Raw genomic sequence first — 17,609 nt, forward strand, 5'->3', positions numbered from 1 at the left:
CCGCGGACGGCGGTTACCGGGTCATTGTCCCGTGCGGTGCCCGTGTGACTCCGGCATGCCGGGATGTGGGGATCCCGCCGCGCCGCACGGACACCGCGGATGCGGCTCGACGGGCCGGGGAGTCCAGGCCGGACCCGGCAGGGCCAGCTCCAGACGGACCCCCGCGCCCGACGTGGACCCACCGTCGAGAAAGGCCAGCGCCCGCGCCACGGTCAGCCCCGCCACGACCGTGGCCAGTGCCATGTCGCAAGACGGTACTCCCGCCGCCCGGCCGGACCTCCACTGGGCGAGCATCCGAGGCCACGCCGGGTCCCGCTCGGCCCTCGCCAGCTCCACACAGCCCGCGCACGCCGTCCCGCCCGGCAGCACCAGGGGCCCCACCACCCCTGTGGCCTCCAGCACCCCCGCGTACAGATGGGGCGTGCCGGAGAGGAGCAACTCCTCCGAGGCGGCCACGTCCGGGGCGTACGCCGCGAGCCCGTCGCGCGGCGCGAGGATCACCAGCGCCAGCCGGGGAACCGCGTCGGAACCCCGGTCACCGCCGCCGGCCCGGGCCCGCGGCGGGGGCACCGGAGCGGCCTCCCGCACGACTTGCCGCACGGTCGCGTCCCGCCGCTCCCCGCTCCGCCCGGTCCGCACTCCGCCGGGCGCGACGTCCCACGGTTCGACGCAGCCGCCGTCCAGCACGTCGACCCGCCCCACTCCGGAGGCCGACAGCAGGGCCGCCACGGTGGCCCCCACCCGCCCCGCTCCCCGCACCTGGACCCGCATGCTCTGCCGCGCCGCCATCAGCCTCATGGGCGCGCCCGGTTCGGCATGGAGCACCGACAGCGAGCCCAGGTCCGGCCGCAACCGCGCCAGCCCGTCACCGCCCCGGCCCCGCAACGCCGCGGCCCCCTCGCCGCCACCCCGCGGATCGTCCAGCAGCCCGGCTCCGGCCAGCCGCTCCACCACGGCGTCCGCCCGGCCCTCCGGCAGCCCGATCCGCCGCGCCTCCTCACGGAGCAGCGGCATGCCGCGCGTACCGTCCAGGAGGCCGAGGAAACAGCTCGTCGCCGTGTCCAGCGGTCCCACGACCACCGCGTGCGCGGGCGCGGCACCGAACTGGACGCTGTCGCGGTTGCGCCAGGCCCGCCGCAGCGCGGGCTTGATCATCGGATGCGCGGAGTCCGGCAGCGCGGCAGCCCCGGCGCGCACCGGCCCGGCACTCAGGCCCCCGGCCCCCGCCGGAGCCGGCCTCCCGGCCTTCCCCTTCTCCATCCGCACCCGGGTCTGCGCCTGGGCCCGGGGCGGCGTCTGCGGCCGGTCCCGCGGCTGCGGCTGCGGCTGTGACCGCCCCCCGGGCCGGGCGTGCGTCTGCTGCGGCGCCTGTGCCTGCGCCTGCTTCTGCTGGGGCGTCGGCGCCTGGGCCTTCATCCGCTGGGTCTGGGTCTTCGTCTGCATGGTCCCCCCTGGATCGGGCTTCAGCTTGCCCGCCCCAGACGGTCACCGTGCGGAGTTGTCCACAGGCTCGGGGTGATTGTCATACAAGTCAGGTGTGGCATTGCCCGCGTTTCCCCGACAAGCGACCGAGGCTCAGGACTTCCCGCGCCGCCAGCGGGTAACGTCGGGGCGTGCCCGTCGATCCTCTGCACAGTGCCGCAAGACCGCCGCGCAGCGCTTCGAGCCCGCTCACCAGGGCCCCGGAGGCCGGCGCGGTCGAGGTCCGCAGGAGCGCGCGCCGACGCAGGACGGTCTCGGCCTACCGCGAGGGCGACCGCACCGTCGTCCTCATCCCGGCCCGGATGTCGGACGCGGAGGAGAAGCGCTGGGTGACCGTGATGCTCGACAAGCTCGCGGCCCAGGAGAGCAAGCGGATGCTCGGCGACGCCGAGCTGGCCGACCGGGCCCGCAGCCTGTCCGAGCAGTACCTGCGCGGCCGGGCCCGGCCCGCCTCGGTCCGCTGGGTCACCAACCAGAACACCCGCTGGGGCTCGTGCACCCCCGCCGAGGGCAGCATCCGCCTCTCGCACCGCCTGCAGGGCATGCCCGAGTACGTCGTGGACTACGTCCTCCTCCACGAGCTGGCGCACCTGCTGGTACCCGGGCACGGGCCGGAGTTCTGGCGGCTTTTGGAGTCGTACCCGCGCACCGAGCGGGCCCGGGGCTACCTGGAGGGAGTGGTCTCCGCCGACCGGCTGCCCCGCCTCCCCGGCGCCCGCACCGAGTGACGCACGGCCGCGGGGGAACGCCGCATGCCCGCACCGCATGACGGACGCCCACCCCCATGACGCGTGCCCGAAAAGACGGACGCCCGAAATGTGCAGCCGCCCGAGCCGCGTGACGCACGCCCGCGGGGAACGACGTACGCCCGCGCGCGGCGCGTGCCTTCCCGTCACGCACGCCCCTCGTGACGCGCACCCGCCGGCTTCCCGGAATCTGCCGTCGCCCCCGGAATCACCCGCTGTCGTCCTCAGCCGTTAGCCTGTCGCAACGCAGTCATCGCAGCACGGATGGGGGACGGTCGTCACGCATGTCCAGGGAATTCCAGCGCGGCCACAAGGCCAAGATCACTGACCTGACGGCGGGGACCGATCTGTACGTGGGAGTGCAGATCGGCGGCCCCGGTCTGACCTTCGACATCAGTTGCTTCGGCCTCGACGCCGACGAGCGGCTCTCCGACGACCGGTACTTCGTCTTCTTCAACCAGCCCAAGTCGCCCGAGGAGGCCGTTCAGCAGCTCGGGGCGCAGGCCGGCGACACGGAGTCGTTCCGCGTCACGCTCGACCGCGTCCCGGCGCACATCCGCAAGCTCACCTTCACGGCGACCCTCGACGGCGCCGGCCAGATGTCGCAGGTCGGGCCCGGTTACCTCCGTGTCGTCGCCGGCGGGGTGGAGGTGGCCCGCTACTCCTTCACCGGTGCGGAGTTCAGCACCGAGCGCGCGGTGATGCTCGGCGACCTCTACCTGAAGGACGTCTGGCGGTTCGCCGCCGTCGGGCAGGGCTTCGACGGCGGACTGGAGGCGCTGCTGCGCAACTTCGGCGGCGAGGTGCTGGAAGAGGAGGAGCCCGCCCCGGCCGCCGGCGCCCCCGCTGCCGCCCCCTCCTTCGCGCCTCCCGCGCAGGCCAGCGCGCCGCCGGCCTTCGCCCCGCCCGGAGCGGCGGCCGCCGCCGCATCCCCGGCGCCCCAGGCCCCGGCCCCCGCGCCCGCCCACAGCTTCGCGCCCCCGCCGGGCAGCACTCCGCCCCCGGTGCCTCCGGCCGCCTCGCAGCAGGTGCACGCGGCCCCTACCCTCGCTGCCCCCATCGCGCCGCCCGGACACTTCTCCGGCGGCCAGACACCCCCTCGCGGCGTCGTCGCGCCGCCCGGCCCGCCCGGCGTCCCCGGCCAGCACGCTCCGTACGGCCAGCCGCCCCCGCCGCCCCAGGCGCCCCCCGCCCACCAGTCGTACGGCGCCCCCGTCGTGCCCGCGCAGCCCTACCCGGGCGCCCAGCAGGCCGCCCCGTACGGCCAGCCCGGCCACCCCGGCCAGCAGCCCTACGGCCACCCGGCGCAGCCCGCCCCGGCCCCGTACGGCGCTCCCGGCGCCCACGCCGCGCCCGGTCCGGCGGTGCCCGGTGTGCAGGCGGCGCTCGAGAAGTACCGCGAGGCCCCCAACGGCCAGCGCTGGACGCCGCAGAACGCCAAGCTCATCCGCGTCGACCTCGGCGCGGACCCGCAGCCGGTGCTGGCGCGGCAGGGCAGCATGGTGCTCTACCAGGGCAAGGTCGACTTCAGCTACAAGGGTGCGGGCGTCATGAGCCGCATCGTGGGCAACGCGACGGGCCAGGAGATGCAGCTGATGCGCTGCACCGGCCGGGGACAGGTCTTCCTCGCCGAGAACTCCGCGCATGTCCACCCCATCCAGCTGGAGAACGAGGCGATCTGCGTCTCCGCCGACGCGGTCCTCGCCTTCGACGAGTCGCTGCACTACGAGGTCCGCAGGATCGAGGGCCACGGCATCCCCGGCGGCGCGCTGTTCACGATGCAGTTCCAGGGCATGGGCACCGTCGTGGTCAAGACCCACGGCACGCCCGTCGTGCTCCCCGTCACCCCCACCACCTACGCCGACAGCAACGCCATCGTGGCCTGGTCGGCCGGTGCCCAGGTGATCGTCTCCAGCCAGGTGCGGCTGCGGCGCAACTCCTACCCGGGCTACAGCGGAGAAGCCGTGAACCTCCAGTTCCGCGGTGCGCCCGGAAACTTCATCGTCGTCCAGCCCTACGAGGTCTGAGGGAGCCCGAAATGACCATGAATCAGACACCGTTCCCGGGCCACGCCCCGGCCCCGGTGGCCGCCCGCATGGAGAACCACGGCAGCAACATGCTGAAGGTCGCCCTGCAGACGGGTCACGACCTCTTCGCCCGCAGCGGCTCGATGATCGCCTACGAGGGCTACGTCCAGTACGACCCGAACCCACCGGCCGTCCGGCAGATGGCCTCCCAGTGGCTCACCGGCGAGGGCATGCCGCTCATGCGGTGCCACGGCGACGGCCTGCTCTACCTCGCCGACTACGGGGCGGACGTCATCTGCGTCCAGCTCAACGGCGACGCCCTGTCCGTCAACGGCACCAACGTGCTCGCCTTCGACGCCCACCTCCAGTGGGGCGTCGAGCGCGTCAAGGGCATGGCGAAGTTCGCCGGCCAGGGCCTGTTCAACGTGGCCATCAGCGGCACCGGATGGGTGGCGCTCACCTCCCGCGGCACCCCGATCGTCGTGGACTGCGGCCGGGGCGAGGACGAGACCTACGTCGACCCGGACGCGCTCGTGGCCTGGTCGAGCAATCTCAAGATGAAGGGCAAGCGCAGCTTCAAGGCATCCTCGCTGGTCGGGCGGGGCAGCGGCGAGGCGTACCAACTGGGCTTCTCCGGCGAGGGCTTCGTCGTCGTCCAGCCCAGCGAGGACAGCACCGACCGGCTCCGGGCCCGGGGCTGAGGGGGAGCGAGAAGAACATGCAGAGCCCGCTTTTCGGCCACACCGAGGCCCAGACGCAGGACCGCTACGCCTTGCAGAACCCGCAGCTGCTGCGGGTCTCCCTGACCGGCCACGAGGACGTCCTCGCCCGCAAGGGCTCGATGGTCGCCTACCAGGGCATCATCGAGTTCGACGCCGAGTACCAGACCCGCGGCCAGCAGCACGCCCGCGCCCACACGGGCGAGGGCCTGGACCTGATGCGCTGCTCGGGCCAGGGCACGCTCTACTTCGCCAACCTCGCGCAGTACGTCCACGTGGTGGACGTCGACCACCAGGGGCTGACCGTGGACGGCTCCTACGTCCTCGCGCTGGACTCCACCCTGCACTGGGACACCTACGCGGTGGACAGCCATCACGGGATCTCCGGGGCGGGCTCCCACCAGCTCAACATCTCCGGCCAGGGCAAGGTGGCCCTGATGACCTCCGGCCAGCCGCTGATGCTCCAGGTCACGCCCGACAAGGTCGTCAGCGCCGACGCGGACGCCGTCGTCGCCTGGTCGACGTCGCTGCGGGTGCAGATGCAGGCGCAGACGTCCTCCTCCGGCGTGTGGCGCCGCCGTGGCAGCACGGGCGAGGGCTGGGAGCTCAGCTTCGCCGGCCACGGCTACGCGCTCGTCCAGCCCAGTGAGCTGCTGCCGCCCCAGGGCGCCCAGATCGGGCAGGGCCTGGCCGCGCAGTACGGCTTCGGCCAGCAGGGCGCGCACGGTCAGAACCACGGCAACATCTGGAGCAACTGAACACAGAGCCGGGCTGAGCGCTGAGCACAGTCAGGCGCTGAGCACAGTAAGGGGCGGCCACCATGAGTGGCCGCCCCTTACCCAAGCCCTTACAAGGAACAGAAGCCCAAGGAACAGAAGCCGGAACAGAAGCCCCCTGTCCCCGGCCCTACGCCTCCAGCCGCTCCAGCGTCCGCCGCAGCAGCTCGACGACCGACTCGTCGGCCACCGAGGCCACCTCGTCGTACGCGAACCAGCGCAGCTCCAGCGACTCGTCGCTGATGGCCTCCACCGCGCCCGCCGGCACCAGGGCCGCGTACTGCACGTCCAGGTGCCAGTTGCACGGCGACGGGATGGGATGCCGGTCCAGCCGCACCGGGCCGCCCGGCAGCAGCGTCAGGCTCGCGATGCCGGACTCCTCCGTGGCCTCCCGCAGCGCGGCCTCCTCGACCGTCGCGTCGCCGGCCTCGCAGTGGCCGCCCATCTGGAGCCACATCCGCAGCTTGCGGTGCAGGGTGAGCAGCACCCGGCCGCGCGCCGGGTCGATCACCAGCGCGCTCGCGGTCAGGTGCCCGGCCTCGCAGGGCTTCCACATGGCGTCCGGGTGGGCGGCCAGGTGGTCCAGGTAGAGCGCGCGCAGCTCGTCCTGGCGCGCGTAGTCCTTCAGTACGCGGACGGCGTTCTCGTGGAGGCTCACTTCTCGCCTTCGCCCTTGTCGCCCTTGCCGTCCTCGCCGGACTCCCCGCCGGTCTCCGTGCCGGCGTCCTTCGCCCGGCCGGCCGCCTCGCCGAGCATCTTGTCGAGCTCGGAGAAGTCCAGGTGCTCGCGGTGGACGAAGCCGTCCGGGTCGTCCAGGTCCCCGGCCGTCGGCAGCATGTCCGGGTGCTCCCAGAGGGCGTCCCGGCCGTCCACACCCCGCGCGTCCGTGAGCGAGGCCCACAGCCGCGAGGCGTCCCGCAGCCGGCGGGGCCGCAGCTCCAGACCGATCAGCGTGGCGAAGGTCTGCTCGGCCGGGCCGCCGGAGGCGCGGCGCCGGCGCAGCGTCTCGCGCAGCGCGCCGGCCGACGGCAGGTGCGGGGCCGCCGCCGCGTGCACGACCGCGTCCACCCAGCCCTCGACCAGCGCGAGCGCGGTCTCCAGGCGGGCCAGCGCGGCCTTCTGCTCCGGGGTGTCCTCCGGCTGGAACATGCCCTGCTGAAGGGCTTCCTGCATCTGCTCGGGGCGGGTGGGGTCGAGCTGGCCGACCACGTCCTCCAGCTTGGAGGTGTCGACCTTGATGCCCCGGGCGTAGCCCTCGACGGCGCCGAACAGGTGCGAGCGCAGCCACGGCACGTGGGCGAAGAGCCGCTGGTGGGCGGCCTCGCGCAGGGCCAGGTACAGCCGCACCTGGTCCTCGGGGACGCCGAGGCCGGAGCCGAGGGCCGCGATGTTGACCGGCAGCAGCGCGGCCTTGCCCACGGGGCCCAGCGGCAGGCCGATGTCGGTCGAGCCGACCACCTCGCCCGCCAGCACGCCCACGGCCTGGCCGATCTGGGTGCCGAACATGGCGCCGCCCATGCCGCGCATCATCCCGAGCAGCGGGCCGGCCATGGCCTGCATCTCCTCGGGCAGCACGTCGCCCATGGCCGCCCCGACGCGCTCCGCGACCGGGTCGACCAGGTCCTTCCACACCGGCAGGGTCGCCTCGACCCATTCCGCGCGGCTCCACGCGACGGCCGAGCCCGCGCCCGACGGCAGCGACGTCACGCCGTCCAGCCACAGGTCGGCCAGGCGCACGGCCTCCTCGACCGCCGACCGCTCGCCGGCGGAGACGCTGGCGTCCTTGCTGCCGTCGGCGGTGCCCTGCGCGACGGTCTGGCGGGCGATCTGCTTGGCCATGTCCCAGTTCACCGGGCCGCCCTCGTAGGAGAGCATCTGCCCGAGCTGCTGGAAGGCGGCGCCCAGGTCGTTCGGGTTCATGGACCCGAACATCGCGGCGAAGGGGTTGTCGCCACCGGCCGCCGACCCGCCGAACCCGAACGGATTCGCGGGCCCCTGGCCGCCTCCCTGGCCACCGCCCTTCTTCTGGCCGTCGTCGCCGTTCTCCGGCTCCTCCGGCGGAAGACCGAATCCGAATGGGGTGTCACTCACGGGTTTCCTCGGCTCGTAGGGCCGCCGGCTGTGGACCGGCGGCGAATGCCCGACAACACCACCAAGCGTAGACACCTCGCCGCTATCCGGGCTTGGTGCTCCGCTCGCCCGGGGCCTGCGGCAGGATGGACGTCACCTGGTACGTACGCGTCATGACAAAGGTGATGGCACATACGTACTGAAGACAACCGCTGGAGACGCCCGGTGAGTTCCCCCGACCGAGAAGCCGACCGAGAAGTTCGCGCTGCGCGAAACGGTTCCGCACGCGAGAGTACGACCCCGTCCCGGCTGCCGCTGGGCGGTTCCCGCTCCGGCCGGCGGCCCGTCGTCGTGGTCACCGGCGCCGCCCGCGGCGTCGGTGCGCTGCTCACGCGGCGGCTCGCCGAGTCGGAGGAGATCAAGCAGGTCGTGGCGATCGACGAGCGCCGCGGTGACGTGACCGAGGCCCAGTGGCACGTGCTCGACGTGCGCGACCCGGCGATCGCCGAGAAGCTGCGCGGCGCCGACGTCGTCGTGCACCTGGCGATCGACCTCGACCTGGAGACCGACGCCGCCGCGCGCACCGCCTACAACGTGCGCGGCACCCAGACGGTGCTGACCGCCGCCGCGGCCGCCGGCGTGCACCGCGTGGTGCTGTGCACCTCCGCGATGGTCTACGGGGCGCACCCCGACAACGACGTGCCGCTGGCCGAGGACGCGGAGCTGCGGGCGACCGCCGAGGCCACCGGCGTGGGGGACCTGCTGGAGATAGAGCGGCTGGCCAGGCGCGCGCCCCGGGCGCACCCCGGCCTGAACGTGACGGTCCTGCGGCCGGCCATCCTGGTCGGCGGCACCGACACCGCCCTGACCCGCTATTTCGAGTCCCCCCGCCTCCTGGTCGTCGCCGGGTCCCGGCCCACCTGGCAGTTCTGCCATGTGGAGGACCTGGTGAGCGCCCTGGAGTTCGCCGCCCTGGAGAAGGCGGAGGGCGAGCTGGCCGTCGCCTGCGACGGCTGGCTGGAGCAGGAGGAGGTCGAGGAGCTGACCGGCATCCGCCGCATGGAGCTGCCCTCGGCCGTCGCGCTGGGCGCGGCCTCCCGGCTGCACCGCCTGGGCCTGACCCCGTCGCCCGCCGGCGACCTCGAGTACACGATGCACCCCTGGGTGGTCAGCGGCCACCGGCTGCACGACGCCGGCTGGCGTCCCCGGTGGACCAACGAGGAGGTCCTGGCGGAACTGCTGGAAGAGGTCGCGGGCCGCCACACGGTCGCGGGCCGCCGCCTGGGCCGCAAGGACGCCACCGCCGCCGGTGCCGCCGGCGCGACCGTCGCCCTCCTGGGCACCGCCGCACTGGTGCGCCGGGCCCGCAAGGCCCGCAGACGGCTCTAAGAGCCCGGGGGATGGCCTGGAAGGCCTGGAGAGGCCTCCCCGGCCGCCGCCGGGCCCGCAGGGGCCCGCGGGGAGCCGTGAAACCGCACGGACGGCCGTCGCGCACGTGCTCGACCTCTCTTCGTCGCAGCCGCCCCCGTGCGGCACGATGGGTGCCATGTCTCACCCCCACCACCCCGGCGAGCTCGCCGCCCCCGATCCCGTCCGCCTCCTCGCGGTCCGCGACACGCCGCTGTCCCTGGACGAGGTCTTCGCGGCGGTCGGGGACGACGCCGCGGGCGGCACGGCGCTCTTCGTCGGCACCGTGCGCGACCACGACGGCGGCGCGGACGTCGCGGGCCTCGGCTACTCCGCCCACCCCTCCGCCGAGGCCGAGCTGCGCCGGGTGGCGCAGAAGGTCGTGGACGACTTCCCCGTACGGGCCCTGGCCGCCGTCCACCGCGTGGGCGAGCTGGCCGTGGGCGACCTGGCCGTCGTGGTGGCCGTCTCCTGCCCGCACCGTGCGGAGGCCTTCGCGGCGTGCCGGCGGCTGATCGACGACCTCAAGAGCGAGGTGCCGATCTGGAAGCACCAGAATTTCGCCGACGGCACCGAGGAGTGGGTGGGCGCCTGACGGGGGAGGCGCATGACAGGGGGCAGGGCGGCGCACAGGCGCGCGGGAATCAAAGTCGCCCACTTTTGGGCCGTTCCTGGTTGCGTAACCGGGCCCCTGGCGTAAGCGTTGAGACCGAAGACGTCTAATCTGCTCATCAGTCAGTGGCAATTGCGTACAGGGGTCGGAGGCCGGCATGGCGGCGCTCGCTTGGTTGCTGATTCCGGTTGCCGCGGCGGTCGTGGCCGCCCTCTGGGGCAGCTGGGCAGCCCGTAACCGCAAGACAGGCGACGTGGCCGAGCTCGCGGGCTACGCGAAGTTCCGCGAGGCCATGGAGCGCACGGAGATCCGCGAGGCCATGGAGCGTGCGGAGTCCGGTTCCGCTTCGGGCCACTGACGGGAGCGCGCCGTCGCTGCCCCGTACGGACCGCCCCGGAAGGGGACGGCCGGACCCGTCCCGTACTGTCGTTCCATGCCCCGCCGCACCGCGACGATGCTCGCCTCCCTGTTGACGCTGGTCGCGCTGCTCTGCGCAGGCGTGCTGATCCCCGTGCCGTATTCGGAGATGTCCCCGGGGCCCACCGTCAATACGCTGGGTGAGCACGGCGGCGAACCGGTTCTCCAGATCTCGGGCCACAAGACCTACCCGACCACCGGTCACCTCAACATGACCACGGTCCGCGTGACCGGCTCCCAGTACCGGATGAACCTGGTGGAGGCGGTCTACGGCTGGCTCGCGCACGACAACCTGGTCGTGCCGCACAGCACGCTCTACCCCGAGGACAAGTCGCCGGACGAGCTGAACCAGGAGACCGCGGAGGAGTTCACGCAGTCCCAGGAGAGCGCCAAGGTGGCCGCCCTCAAGCAGCTCGACATCCCTGTCGGCACCCGGGTCGTCGTGTCGTCCGTCGTCAAGGGCAGCCCCGCCGAGGGCCAGCTGCACGCCGGCGACATGATCAAGGCCGTGGACGGTACGGAGGTCAAGGAGCCCGGCGACGTGGCCAAGCTCGTCACCCGGCACAAGGCGGGCGAGAAGGTGACCTTCCTGACCGTCCCGGCCAAGGAGGCGGCCGCGGCCGAGAAGGAGAAGCGGCAGCCGGCGACCGAGGAGACGGTCGCGCTCGTCACGCGCCCGGCCCCCGACGACAAGCGGGCCATCGTCGGCATCCAGGCGGGCACGGACCACACCTTCCCGTTCACGATCAACATCAAGCTCGCGGACGTCGGCGGCCCGAGCGCCGGGCTGATGTTCGCGCTGGGGATAGTCGACAAGCTCACGCCGGAGGACCTGACCGGCGGCAAGTTCGTCGCCGGCACGGGCACGATCGACGAGAACGGCAAGGTCGGCCCGATCGGCGGCATCGAGATGAAGACGGTGGGCGCGCGCTCGAAGGGCGCCCGCTACTTCCTCACGCCCAAGGACAACTGCGCGGCCGCCGCGAAGGACACCCCCGCCGGCCTCACCCTGGTCAAGGTCGACACGATCAAGGACGCGCTCCAGTCGCTGGAGAAGGTCCGCAAGGGGGACACGGCCGGCCTGCCGAGCTGCTCGGCACGCTAGCCCTGCCCCCACGCTAGCCCTGTCCCCCCTCCGCGGGGCCCCAGCGGGGCCCCGCGCAGTTCCTCCGGCAGGAGCCCCCCCGCAGCTCCCCGCCGTCCGTCAGTCCGCGAACGTCGCGGCGAGCGCCTCCGCGAGGCCCGGCACCAGGTCGGCGCCGGTGAGGACCTCGTTCGGCGAGTCCTTCTCGCGCAGCCGCACGGCCGACTCGCGCGCCCCGTCACGCAGGACGGCCACGGTCATCCGGACCTCCTGGCGGTCCGGGTGCTTGGCGACCCACGCGGCGAGCTGCTTGTCGTTCATGCCGTGGGGCACCGAGCCCTCGGCGGACGGCGGGAGCATCAGCCGCTCCACGGTCAGGGCGCACCCGACCACGGCGTCGGGCCAGGCGATGGTGCCGAGGAACTCGTCGAGGGCGGCGCCGGCCGGCAGCTCCTCCTGTTCGATCGGGGTGTAGGAGGTGGTGGTGGAGGAGGCGTCGTCGAGGCCGAGCTGGGCGGCCAGGCCGGGCTCCTGGACCCGCAGGCGGGCCGTGTCGACGAGGGCGAACAGCCGGGCGGGCTGGTCCCAGCCGAGAGTCGAGGCGTACTCGTCGATCTCGAGCACGGCACGGGTCAGCGGGCTGGCCGCCATCGGGGTGCTGGGCTCCTGGGAGCCGGGAAGGTTCGAACCGGTATTGCTGGACATGGTCAATATCGTGCCCTGAGAGGGGCCGAAATCGGGAACCGAGTAAAGCGTCGGTAAGTTGCCACAGTGGGTCCTACCATCACTGGGCCTGATCGACAGCTCCATCGACAGCGAACTTCGAGGTGCGCACCTTGGCTTTCCAGATGCCGGACCGCGGCGGAGGCCCGACAGGGCCACGGATCAGAGTCGGCCGACCGTCCCGGCGTGTCCGGACCCTGCTGACGACCCTGGGCGTGCTGGCGGGGCTGGCCATGCTCTTCGTCATGTTCGCCGGGTTCTGGACCGACTGGCTCTGGTACCGCTCGGTGCACTACTCCTCGGTCTTCACCACCACCCTCGGCACCAAGATCGGCCTCTTCGCCGTCTTCGGGCTGCTGATGGCCGTGGCCGTGGGGACCAACATCTGGCTGGCGCACCGGCTGCGGCCGCCGCTGAGCGCGATGTCGACGGAGCAGCAGAGCCTCGACCGCTACCGCATGAGCATCGCCCCGTACAAGAAGTGGGTGCTGCTGGCGGTCGCCGCGCTGGTCGGCCTGGTCGCCGGCGCGTCCGCCGCCGGGCAGTGGCGCACCTGGCTGCAGTGGGTCAACGGGGTGTCCTTCGGGCAGCGGGACCCGCAGTTCCACAAGGACATCTCCTTCTACACCTTCGACCTGCCCTGGTACCGCTTCCTGCTGAGCTTCGGCTTCGCGGCGGCCGTGCTGTCGCTGATCGCGGCCGCGCTGGTGCACTACCTCTACGGCGGGCTGCGGCTCACCAGCCCCAGCGGGCGGGCCACGGCCGCGGCCACGGGGCACCTGTCCGTCCTGCTCGGCCTCTTCGTGACGCTCAAGGCGGTCGCCTACTGGCTGGACCGGTACGGGCTCGCGGTGAAGTCCAGCGGGCTGAAGTCGACCGACGGGTGGACCGGTCTGCGGTACGTGGACGCCAACGCCTACCTGCCGGCCAAGACGATCCTCTTCATCATCGCGCTGATCTGCGCCGTGCTGTTCTTCGCGACGCTGTGGCGGCGCACGTGGCAGCTGCCGGTGATCGGCTTCGGCCTGATGGTCCTCTCGGCGGTGCTGATCGGCGGGCTCTACCCGGCGATCGTGCAGAAGTTCCAGGTCCAGCCGAACGAGCAGGCCAAGGAAGCGCCGTACATCAAGAAGAACATCACGGCCACGCGCCAGGCCTACGGCATCGACGGCGTGGACGTGAAGGACTACTCGGGCAAGAGCGACACCGGGAGCGACAAGGACAAGCTGCGCGCCGAGGCCGATGCGACGGCCAGCCTGCGGCTCCTCGACCCGAACATCGTCTCGCCCGCGTTCCAGCAGGAACAGCAGGTCCGCGGGTACTACCAGTTCCCGTCCACGCTCGACGTCGACCGCTACAAGGCGAACGGCAAGGAGCAGGACACGGTCGTCGGTCTGCGCGAGCTGAACATCCGGGGCATCCCCGAGCGCAACTGGATCAACGACCACTTCAAATACACCCACGGTTACGGCGCCATCACCGCCAAGGGCACTTCCACGGACAGCTCCGGCGCCCCGGACTTCACCGAGAAGAAGCTGCCGACGGAGGGCATGCTCGGCTCCTACGAGCAGCGCGTCTATTACGGCGAGAAGACCACGCAGTACTCGATCGTGGGCGGTCCGCAGAAGGAGCTCGACTACTCCAGCGACCAGGGCGAGAAGAGCTACAGCTATCAGGGCAAGAGCGGCGTCAGCCTCTCCAACCCGGTCAACCGCGCCGCCTACGCGGTGGCGTTCGGCGAGCCGCAGATCCTCTATTCCGGTGCCATCGGCGACGGTTCGCGGATCCTGTACAACCGCACGCCGAAGCAGCGCGTGGAATCGGTCGCGCCGTGGCTGACGATCGACGGCGACGCCTATCCGGCGGTGGTCGACGGTCGCATCCAGTGGATCGTCGACGCCTACACCACGAGCAACGGCTACCCCTACGCCTCGCGGACGACGCTCGGCGACACCACCGCCGACTCGCTCACGAACGGTCAGCGTGCGGTCGTCGCTCAGCAGAACCAGGTCAACTACATTCGCAACTCGGTCAAGGCGACCGTGGACGCCTACGACGGCACGGTCAAGCTGTACCAGTGGGACACCAAGGACCCGGTCCTCAAGACGTGGATGAAGGCGTTCCCCGGCACGGTGAAGGCGAAGAGCCAGATCAGCAGCCAGCTGATGGACCACCTGCGCTACCCGCAGGACCTGTTCAAGGTCCAGCGCGAGCTGCTCTCCCGCTACCACGTCACCAACCCGGGCACGTTCTACACCGGCAGTGAGCGCTGGGAGGTCCCGGACGACCCGACCACCAAGTCCGGGAACGCGGTGCCGCCGTACTACCTGAGCATGAAGATGCCCGACCAGCGGGAGCAGGCCTTCTCGCTGACGACCACCTTCACGCCCAAGGGCCGTCCCAACCTCGGCGCCTTCATGGCCGTCGACGCCAACGCGAAGAGCCGCGACTACGGCCGCATCAGAATTCTGAAGCTGCCGTCCGAGAGCACGGTGTGGGGACCCCAGCAGGCACAGAGCAAATTCAACGGCGACACGGCCGTCGCGAACGAGATCAATATCCTCAAGCGCGGTGATTCCGAGGTCGAGTACGGAAATCTGCTGACGGTCCCGCTCAGCGGCGGACTGCTGTACGTGGAGCCGGTGTACGTGCGCGGCGCGGGGACCAACTACCCGCTGCTGAAGAAGGTGCTCGTCAACTACGGCGAGAAGATCGCCTTCAAGGACACGCTCGCCCAGGCCCTCGACGAGGTCTTCGGCGGGAAGGCGCCGGACACCACCCGCCCGCCGTCCGAGGGCACCACGAGACCGCCCTCCGAGGGCAGCGCGAACCCCACGGTCAAGCAGGCCGTGAAGGACGCCCAGGACGCCTTCGACGCCGGGCAGAAAGCGCTCGACAAGAAGGACTGGGCGGCCTACGGCAAGGCCCAGCAGGACCTGAAGGACGCCCTCGACCGCCTCGCCAAGGCCGAGACCGCGGCCGAGGGGGGCACCAAGCCGGGCAGCTGACGGCCCACACCCGCCCCGCGCCGTGGTACGGTTGTTCCACAACGGCGCGGGGTGGAGCAGCTCGGTAGCTCGCTGGGCTCATAACCCAGAGGTCGCAGGTTCAAATCCTGTCCCCGCTACTCAAAGTCAAGGCCCGGAGTCCTCGGACTCCGGGCCTTGTCGTGTTGCCGCGGCCCCGACGGGCGCCCCGTGCACGGGAGATGACACTTCGTGGCCCGGCGCGCGTGGTCTGTGCGGGTTGTGTGCGGGGCTTTTGATTAGAGTTTGGAGCACCGCCGTGTCGGGAAGTCGGGAAGTCGACAAAACGCTGAAGTGACCTCACTGGCTGCGGCATTCCAGGTGTACGCAGGTTGCGGGAGTGCGACGATGGGACTTATGGGGGACAAGGCGAGGCTGTTGGAAACACGTCGGCTTGTAGGAGCTCCCGCGGACGGGAGCGATCAGGACGGCGACCGTAATCCGTCGTCGTACGGCCCGGGGGGCCAGGGGGAGGGCTCCTCCCCGGACGCCGGCTGCGCCACCGAAGCGGCCGACCTGGAGCTGGAGACCGCACGCCGCCGCGCCGCCGAATCGGGCGACCCCGCATCCCTGAGCATGCTCGGCGCGCTGCTGCTCCGCCGCGGCGACCTCGACGGCGCCGAGCGGCACCTGCGCGCCGCCACCGCCGAAGGGGACCGCTCCGCGGCCAACAACCTCGGCGTCCTGCTGCACCAGCGCGGCTACGCCGACGAGGCCGCCGCCTGGTGGCGCGTGGCGGCCGTCGCGGGCTCCGCGCCCGCGGCGCACGCCCTGGGCCGCTACCACCGCGAGCGCGGCGACGAGCCCGCCGCGGAGTACTGGCTGCGGCAGTCGGCCGAGTCCGGGCACGCCCTCGGCGCCTACGCCCTCGCCGACCTGCTGGAGCACCGCAGCGACGTGGACGCCGAGCGCTGGTTCCGCTCCGCCGCCGAGCGCGGCCACCGCGAGGCCGCCTACCGCCTGGCCCGCATACTCGACGGCCGCTCCCCCGGGGCCCAGGCCCGCTCCGGCGGGCTCGACGACGGCCTCGGCGGAAGCCTCGTCCCCTCCACCAACAGCCGGCTGGTCGCCGTCGGCGGCGGCGACACCTCGGTGCGCGAGCTGCGCGCCGCCGCGGCCGCCGGCGGCCGCCGCCCGGACGGCCCGGCCGGCGAGGCCGAGCAGTGGTACCGCCAGGCCGCCGCCCGCGGCCACCGGCGCGCCGCCCTGCACCTGGGCACCCTGCTGGAGGCGCGCGGCGAGACGCAGGAGGCCGCCCGCTGGTACCTCACCTCCGCCAAGGACGGCGAGCCCCGCGCGGCGTGCGCCCTCGGCTTCCTGCTGCGCGACGCCGGCGACACCGACAGCGCCGCCGTCTGGTGGCGCCGCGCGGCCCAGGAGGGCGACGGCAACGCCGCCAACGCCCTGGGCGCCCTGCACGCCGACCGCGGCGAGCCCCAGCAGGCCGAGCGCTGGTACCGCACCGCACTGGACGCCGGCGACGTCAACGGCGCCTACAACCTCGGCCTGCTCTGCGCCGAGCAGGGCCGCACCGCCCAGGCCGAGCAGTGGTACCGGCGCGCCGCCTACGCCGGCCACAAGGAGGCCGCCAACGCCCTGGCCGTCCTGCTGCTCCAGGGCGGCGACTCGGCGGGCGCGGAGCCGTGGTTCTCCAAGGCCGCCGAGGCCGGCAGCGTCGACGCCGCCTTCAACCTGGGCATCCTCTACGCCGGGCGCGACGAGGACGAGACGGCCTTCCAGTGGTACGAGCGCGCCGCCGCCGCCGGGCACACCGACGCGGCCCTCCAGGTCGCGATGGCGCTGCTGCGCGAAGGCGGCCCGGAGGCCGGCGAGGAGGCCGAGCGCCATCTGCGGACCGCGGTGAAGGGCGGCAACGCCGAGGCCGCCTTCCGCCTCGGCGCGCTGCTCGACCGCGACGACGACGGCCACGGCCGCTTCGAGTGCGAGGAGTGGTACGAGCGGGCCGCCCGGCAGGGCCACCGGCGGGCCCAGGTGCGCCTGGGCATGCTGGTCGCCGAGCGGGGCGACGTGGTGGCCGCCGCGCACTGGTACCGGCAGGCCGCCGAGGCCGGCAGCCGCAACGGCGCCTTCAACCTCGGCCTGCTCCTCGCCCGTGAGGGCAGCGAGCAGGAGGCGGCGCTGTGGTGGGCCAGGGCCGCCGAGGCCGGGCACGGCCGCGCGGCGCTGCGGCTCGCCCTGCTCGCGGCCCGCCGGGGCGACCTCGCGGAGGGCAGGCTGTGGTGCGCCCAGGCCGTGGAACTGGGGCCGGCGGAGGTCGCCGAGCGCGCCGCCCGGCTGCGGGACGCCCTGTCGCAGGAGCTCAGCGCGTAGCGCCCGGGAGGGCCGGGACGTGAGCGCCCCCGACGGGGCGTTTGCGTTGAGGGTCACGGGCGGGTTAAAGTTGCATCACCGACGCGGGGTGGAGCAGCTCGGTAGCTCGCTGGGCTCATAACCCAGAGGTCGCAGGTTCAAATCCTGTCCCCGCTACTGCACCGAAGGCCCGGATCCTCTTCAGGATC

14 protein-coding genes and 2 tRNA genes are annotated in these 17,609 nt (G+C 72.7%); 12 read left to right on the forward strand and 4 right to left on the reverse strand.

The genetic code is table 11. The features are described from left to right. Positions 1–21 precede the first annotated feature (21 nt). Positions 22–1,155, reverse strand: coding sequence for a ThiF family adenylyltransferase (locus tag CYQ11_RS21020; protein WP_240003609.1), 1,134 nt, complete (start codon positions 1,153–1,155; stop codon positions 22–24). Positions 1,156–1,613: 458 nt separating this feature from the next. Here CYQ11_RS21020 and CYQ11_RS21025 point away from each other — a divergent pair, with 458 nt between their 5' ends. The 4 genes from CYQ11_RS21025 (at position 1,614) to CYQ11_RS21040 (ending at position 5,732) form a co-directional block, all read left to right on the forward strand. Beyond that, a complete protein-coding gene (locus CYQ11_RS21025) occupies positions 1,614–2,210 on the forward strand; it encodes a M48 metallopeptidase family protein (RefSeq protein WP_099201277.1) in 597 nt (198 codons plus the stop codon). A 302-nt stretch (positions 2,211–2,512) separates the two neighbouring features. Then, positions 2,513–4,255, forward strand: a complete 1,743-nt coding sequence (locus CYQ11_RS21030) for a TerD family protein (protein ID WP_099201276.1) — start codon at positions 2,513–2,515, stop codon at positions 4,253–4,255. A 17-nt stretch (positions 4,256–4,272) separates the two neighbouring features. Continuing rightward, positions 4,273–4,956, forward strand: coding sequence for an AIM24 family protein (locus tag CYQ11_RS21035; protein WP_099201666.1), 684 nt, complete (start codon positions 4,273–4,275; stop codon positions 4,954–4,956). 17 nt (positions 4,957–4,973) lie between these two features. Beyond that, complete coding sequence (locus CYQ11_RS21040; RefSeq protein ID WP_099201275.1) at positions 4,974–5,732, forward strand: AIM24 family protein; 759 nt, start codon at positions 4,974–4,976, stop codon at positions 5,730–5,732. 148 nt (positions 5,733–5,880) lie between these two features. Here the strand turns inward: CYQ11_RS21040 and CYQ11_RS21045 are convergent, their stop codons facing one another. Together CYQ11_RS21045 and CYQ11_RS21050 are read right to left on the reverse strand one after the other, a co-directional pair. Continuing rightward, a complete protein-coding gene (locus CYQ11_RS21045) occupies positions 5,881–6,408 on the reverse strand; it encodes an NUDIX hydrolase (RefSeq protein WP_099201274.1) in 528 nt (175 codons plus the stop codon). Beyond that, a complete protein-coding gene (locus CYQ11_RS21050; RefSeq protein ID WP_099201273.1) occupies positions 6,405–7,841 on the reverse strand; it encodes a zinc-dependent metalloprotease in 1,437 nt (478 codons plus the stop codon). Before CYQ11_RS21050 ends, CYQ11_RS21045 begins: the two co-directional genes overlap by 4 nt. Before the next feature lie 204 nt (positions 7,842–8,045). Between CYQ11_RS21050 and CYQ11_RS21055 the strand changes: the two genes are divergently transcribed. The 4 genes from CYQ11_RS21055 to CYQ11_RS21070 all read left to right on the forward strand — a co-directional run bounded on the left by CYQ11_RS21055 (position 8,046) and on the right by CYQ11_RS21070 (position 11,362). Further along, the gene (locus tag CYQ11_RS21055; protein WP_099201272.1) at positions 8,046–9,209 is read left to right on the forward strand and encodes an SDR family oxidoreductase; all 1,164 of its coding nucleotides are present in this window, start codon (positions 8,046–8,048) and stop codon (positions 9,207–9,209) included. 157 nt (positions 9,210–9,366) lie between these two features. Next, complete coding sequence (locus CYQ11_RS21060; RefSeq protein WP_420894526.1) at positions 9,367–9,822, forward strand: molybdenum cofactor biosynthesis protein MoaE; 456 nt, start codon at positions 9,367–9,369, stop codon at positions 9,820–9,822. Between the two features lie 175 nt (positions 9,823–9,997). Beyond that, positions 9,998–10,198: a hypothetical protein gene (locus CYQ11_RS21065; RefSeq protein WP_099201271.1), complete on the forward strand. Its 201-nt coding sequence runs from the start codon at positions 9,998–10,000 to the stop codon at positions 10,196–10,198. Between the two features lie 75 nt (positions 10,199–10,273). Next, a complete protein-coding gene (locus CYQ11_RS21070) occupies positions 10,274–11,362 on the forward strand; it encodes a YlbL family protein (RefSeq protein ID WP_099201270.1) in 1,089 nt (362 codons plus the stop codon). A 99-nt stretch (positions 11,363–11,461) separates the two neighbouring features. Here the strand turns inward: CYQ11_RS21070 and CYQ11_RS21075 are convergent, their stop codons facing one another. Next, positions 11,462–12,046, reverse strand: a complete 585-nt coding sequence (locus CYQ11_RS21075) for a PPA1309 family protein (protein ID WP_240003577.1) — start codon at positions 12,044–12,046, stop codon at positions 11,462–11,464. Between the two features lie 143 nt (positions 12,047–12,189). On the opposite strand from CYQ11_RS21075, the gene CYQ11_RS21080 reads away from it, so the two are divergent. The 4 genes from CYQ11_RS21080 to CYQ11_RS21095 all read left to right on the forward strand — a co-directional run bounded on the left by CYQ11_RS21080 (position 12,190) and on the right by CYQ11_RS21095 (position 17,577). Beyond that, positions 12,190–15,072 carry a UPF0182 family membrane protein gene (locus CYQ11_RS21080; protein WP_099201268.1) on the forward strand — a complete coding sequence of 961 codons (2,883 nt, stop codon included), beginning with the start codon at positions 12,190–12,192 and terminating at the stop codon, positions 15,070–15,072. A gap of 45 nt (positions 15,073–15,117) precedes the next feature. Next, a tRNA-Met gene (locus CYQ11_RS21085) sits at positions 15,118–15,191 on the forward strand. A gap of 256 nt (positions 15,192–15,447) precedes the next feature. Continuing rightward, positions 15,448–17,421, forward strand: coding sequence for a tetratricopeptide repeat protein (locus tag CYQ11_RS21090; protein ID WP_398779862.1), 1,974 nt, complete (start codon positions 15,448–15,450; stop codon positions 17,419–17,421). 82 nt (positions 17,422–17,503) lie between these two features. Next, positions 17,504–17,577 (forward strand) — tRNA-Met (locus CYQ11_RS21095). Positions 17,578–17,609 lie beyond the last annotated feature (32 nt).

The sequence above is a fragment of the Streptomyces cinnamoneus genome, assembly GCF_002939475.1.
In the GTDB taxonomy this organism is placed as follows: domain Bacteria; phylum Actinomycetota; class Actinomycetes; order Streptomycetales; family Streptomycetaceae; genus Streptomyces; species Streptomyces cinnamoneus_A.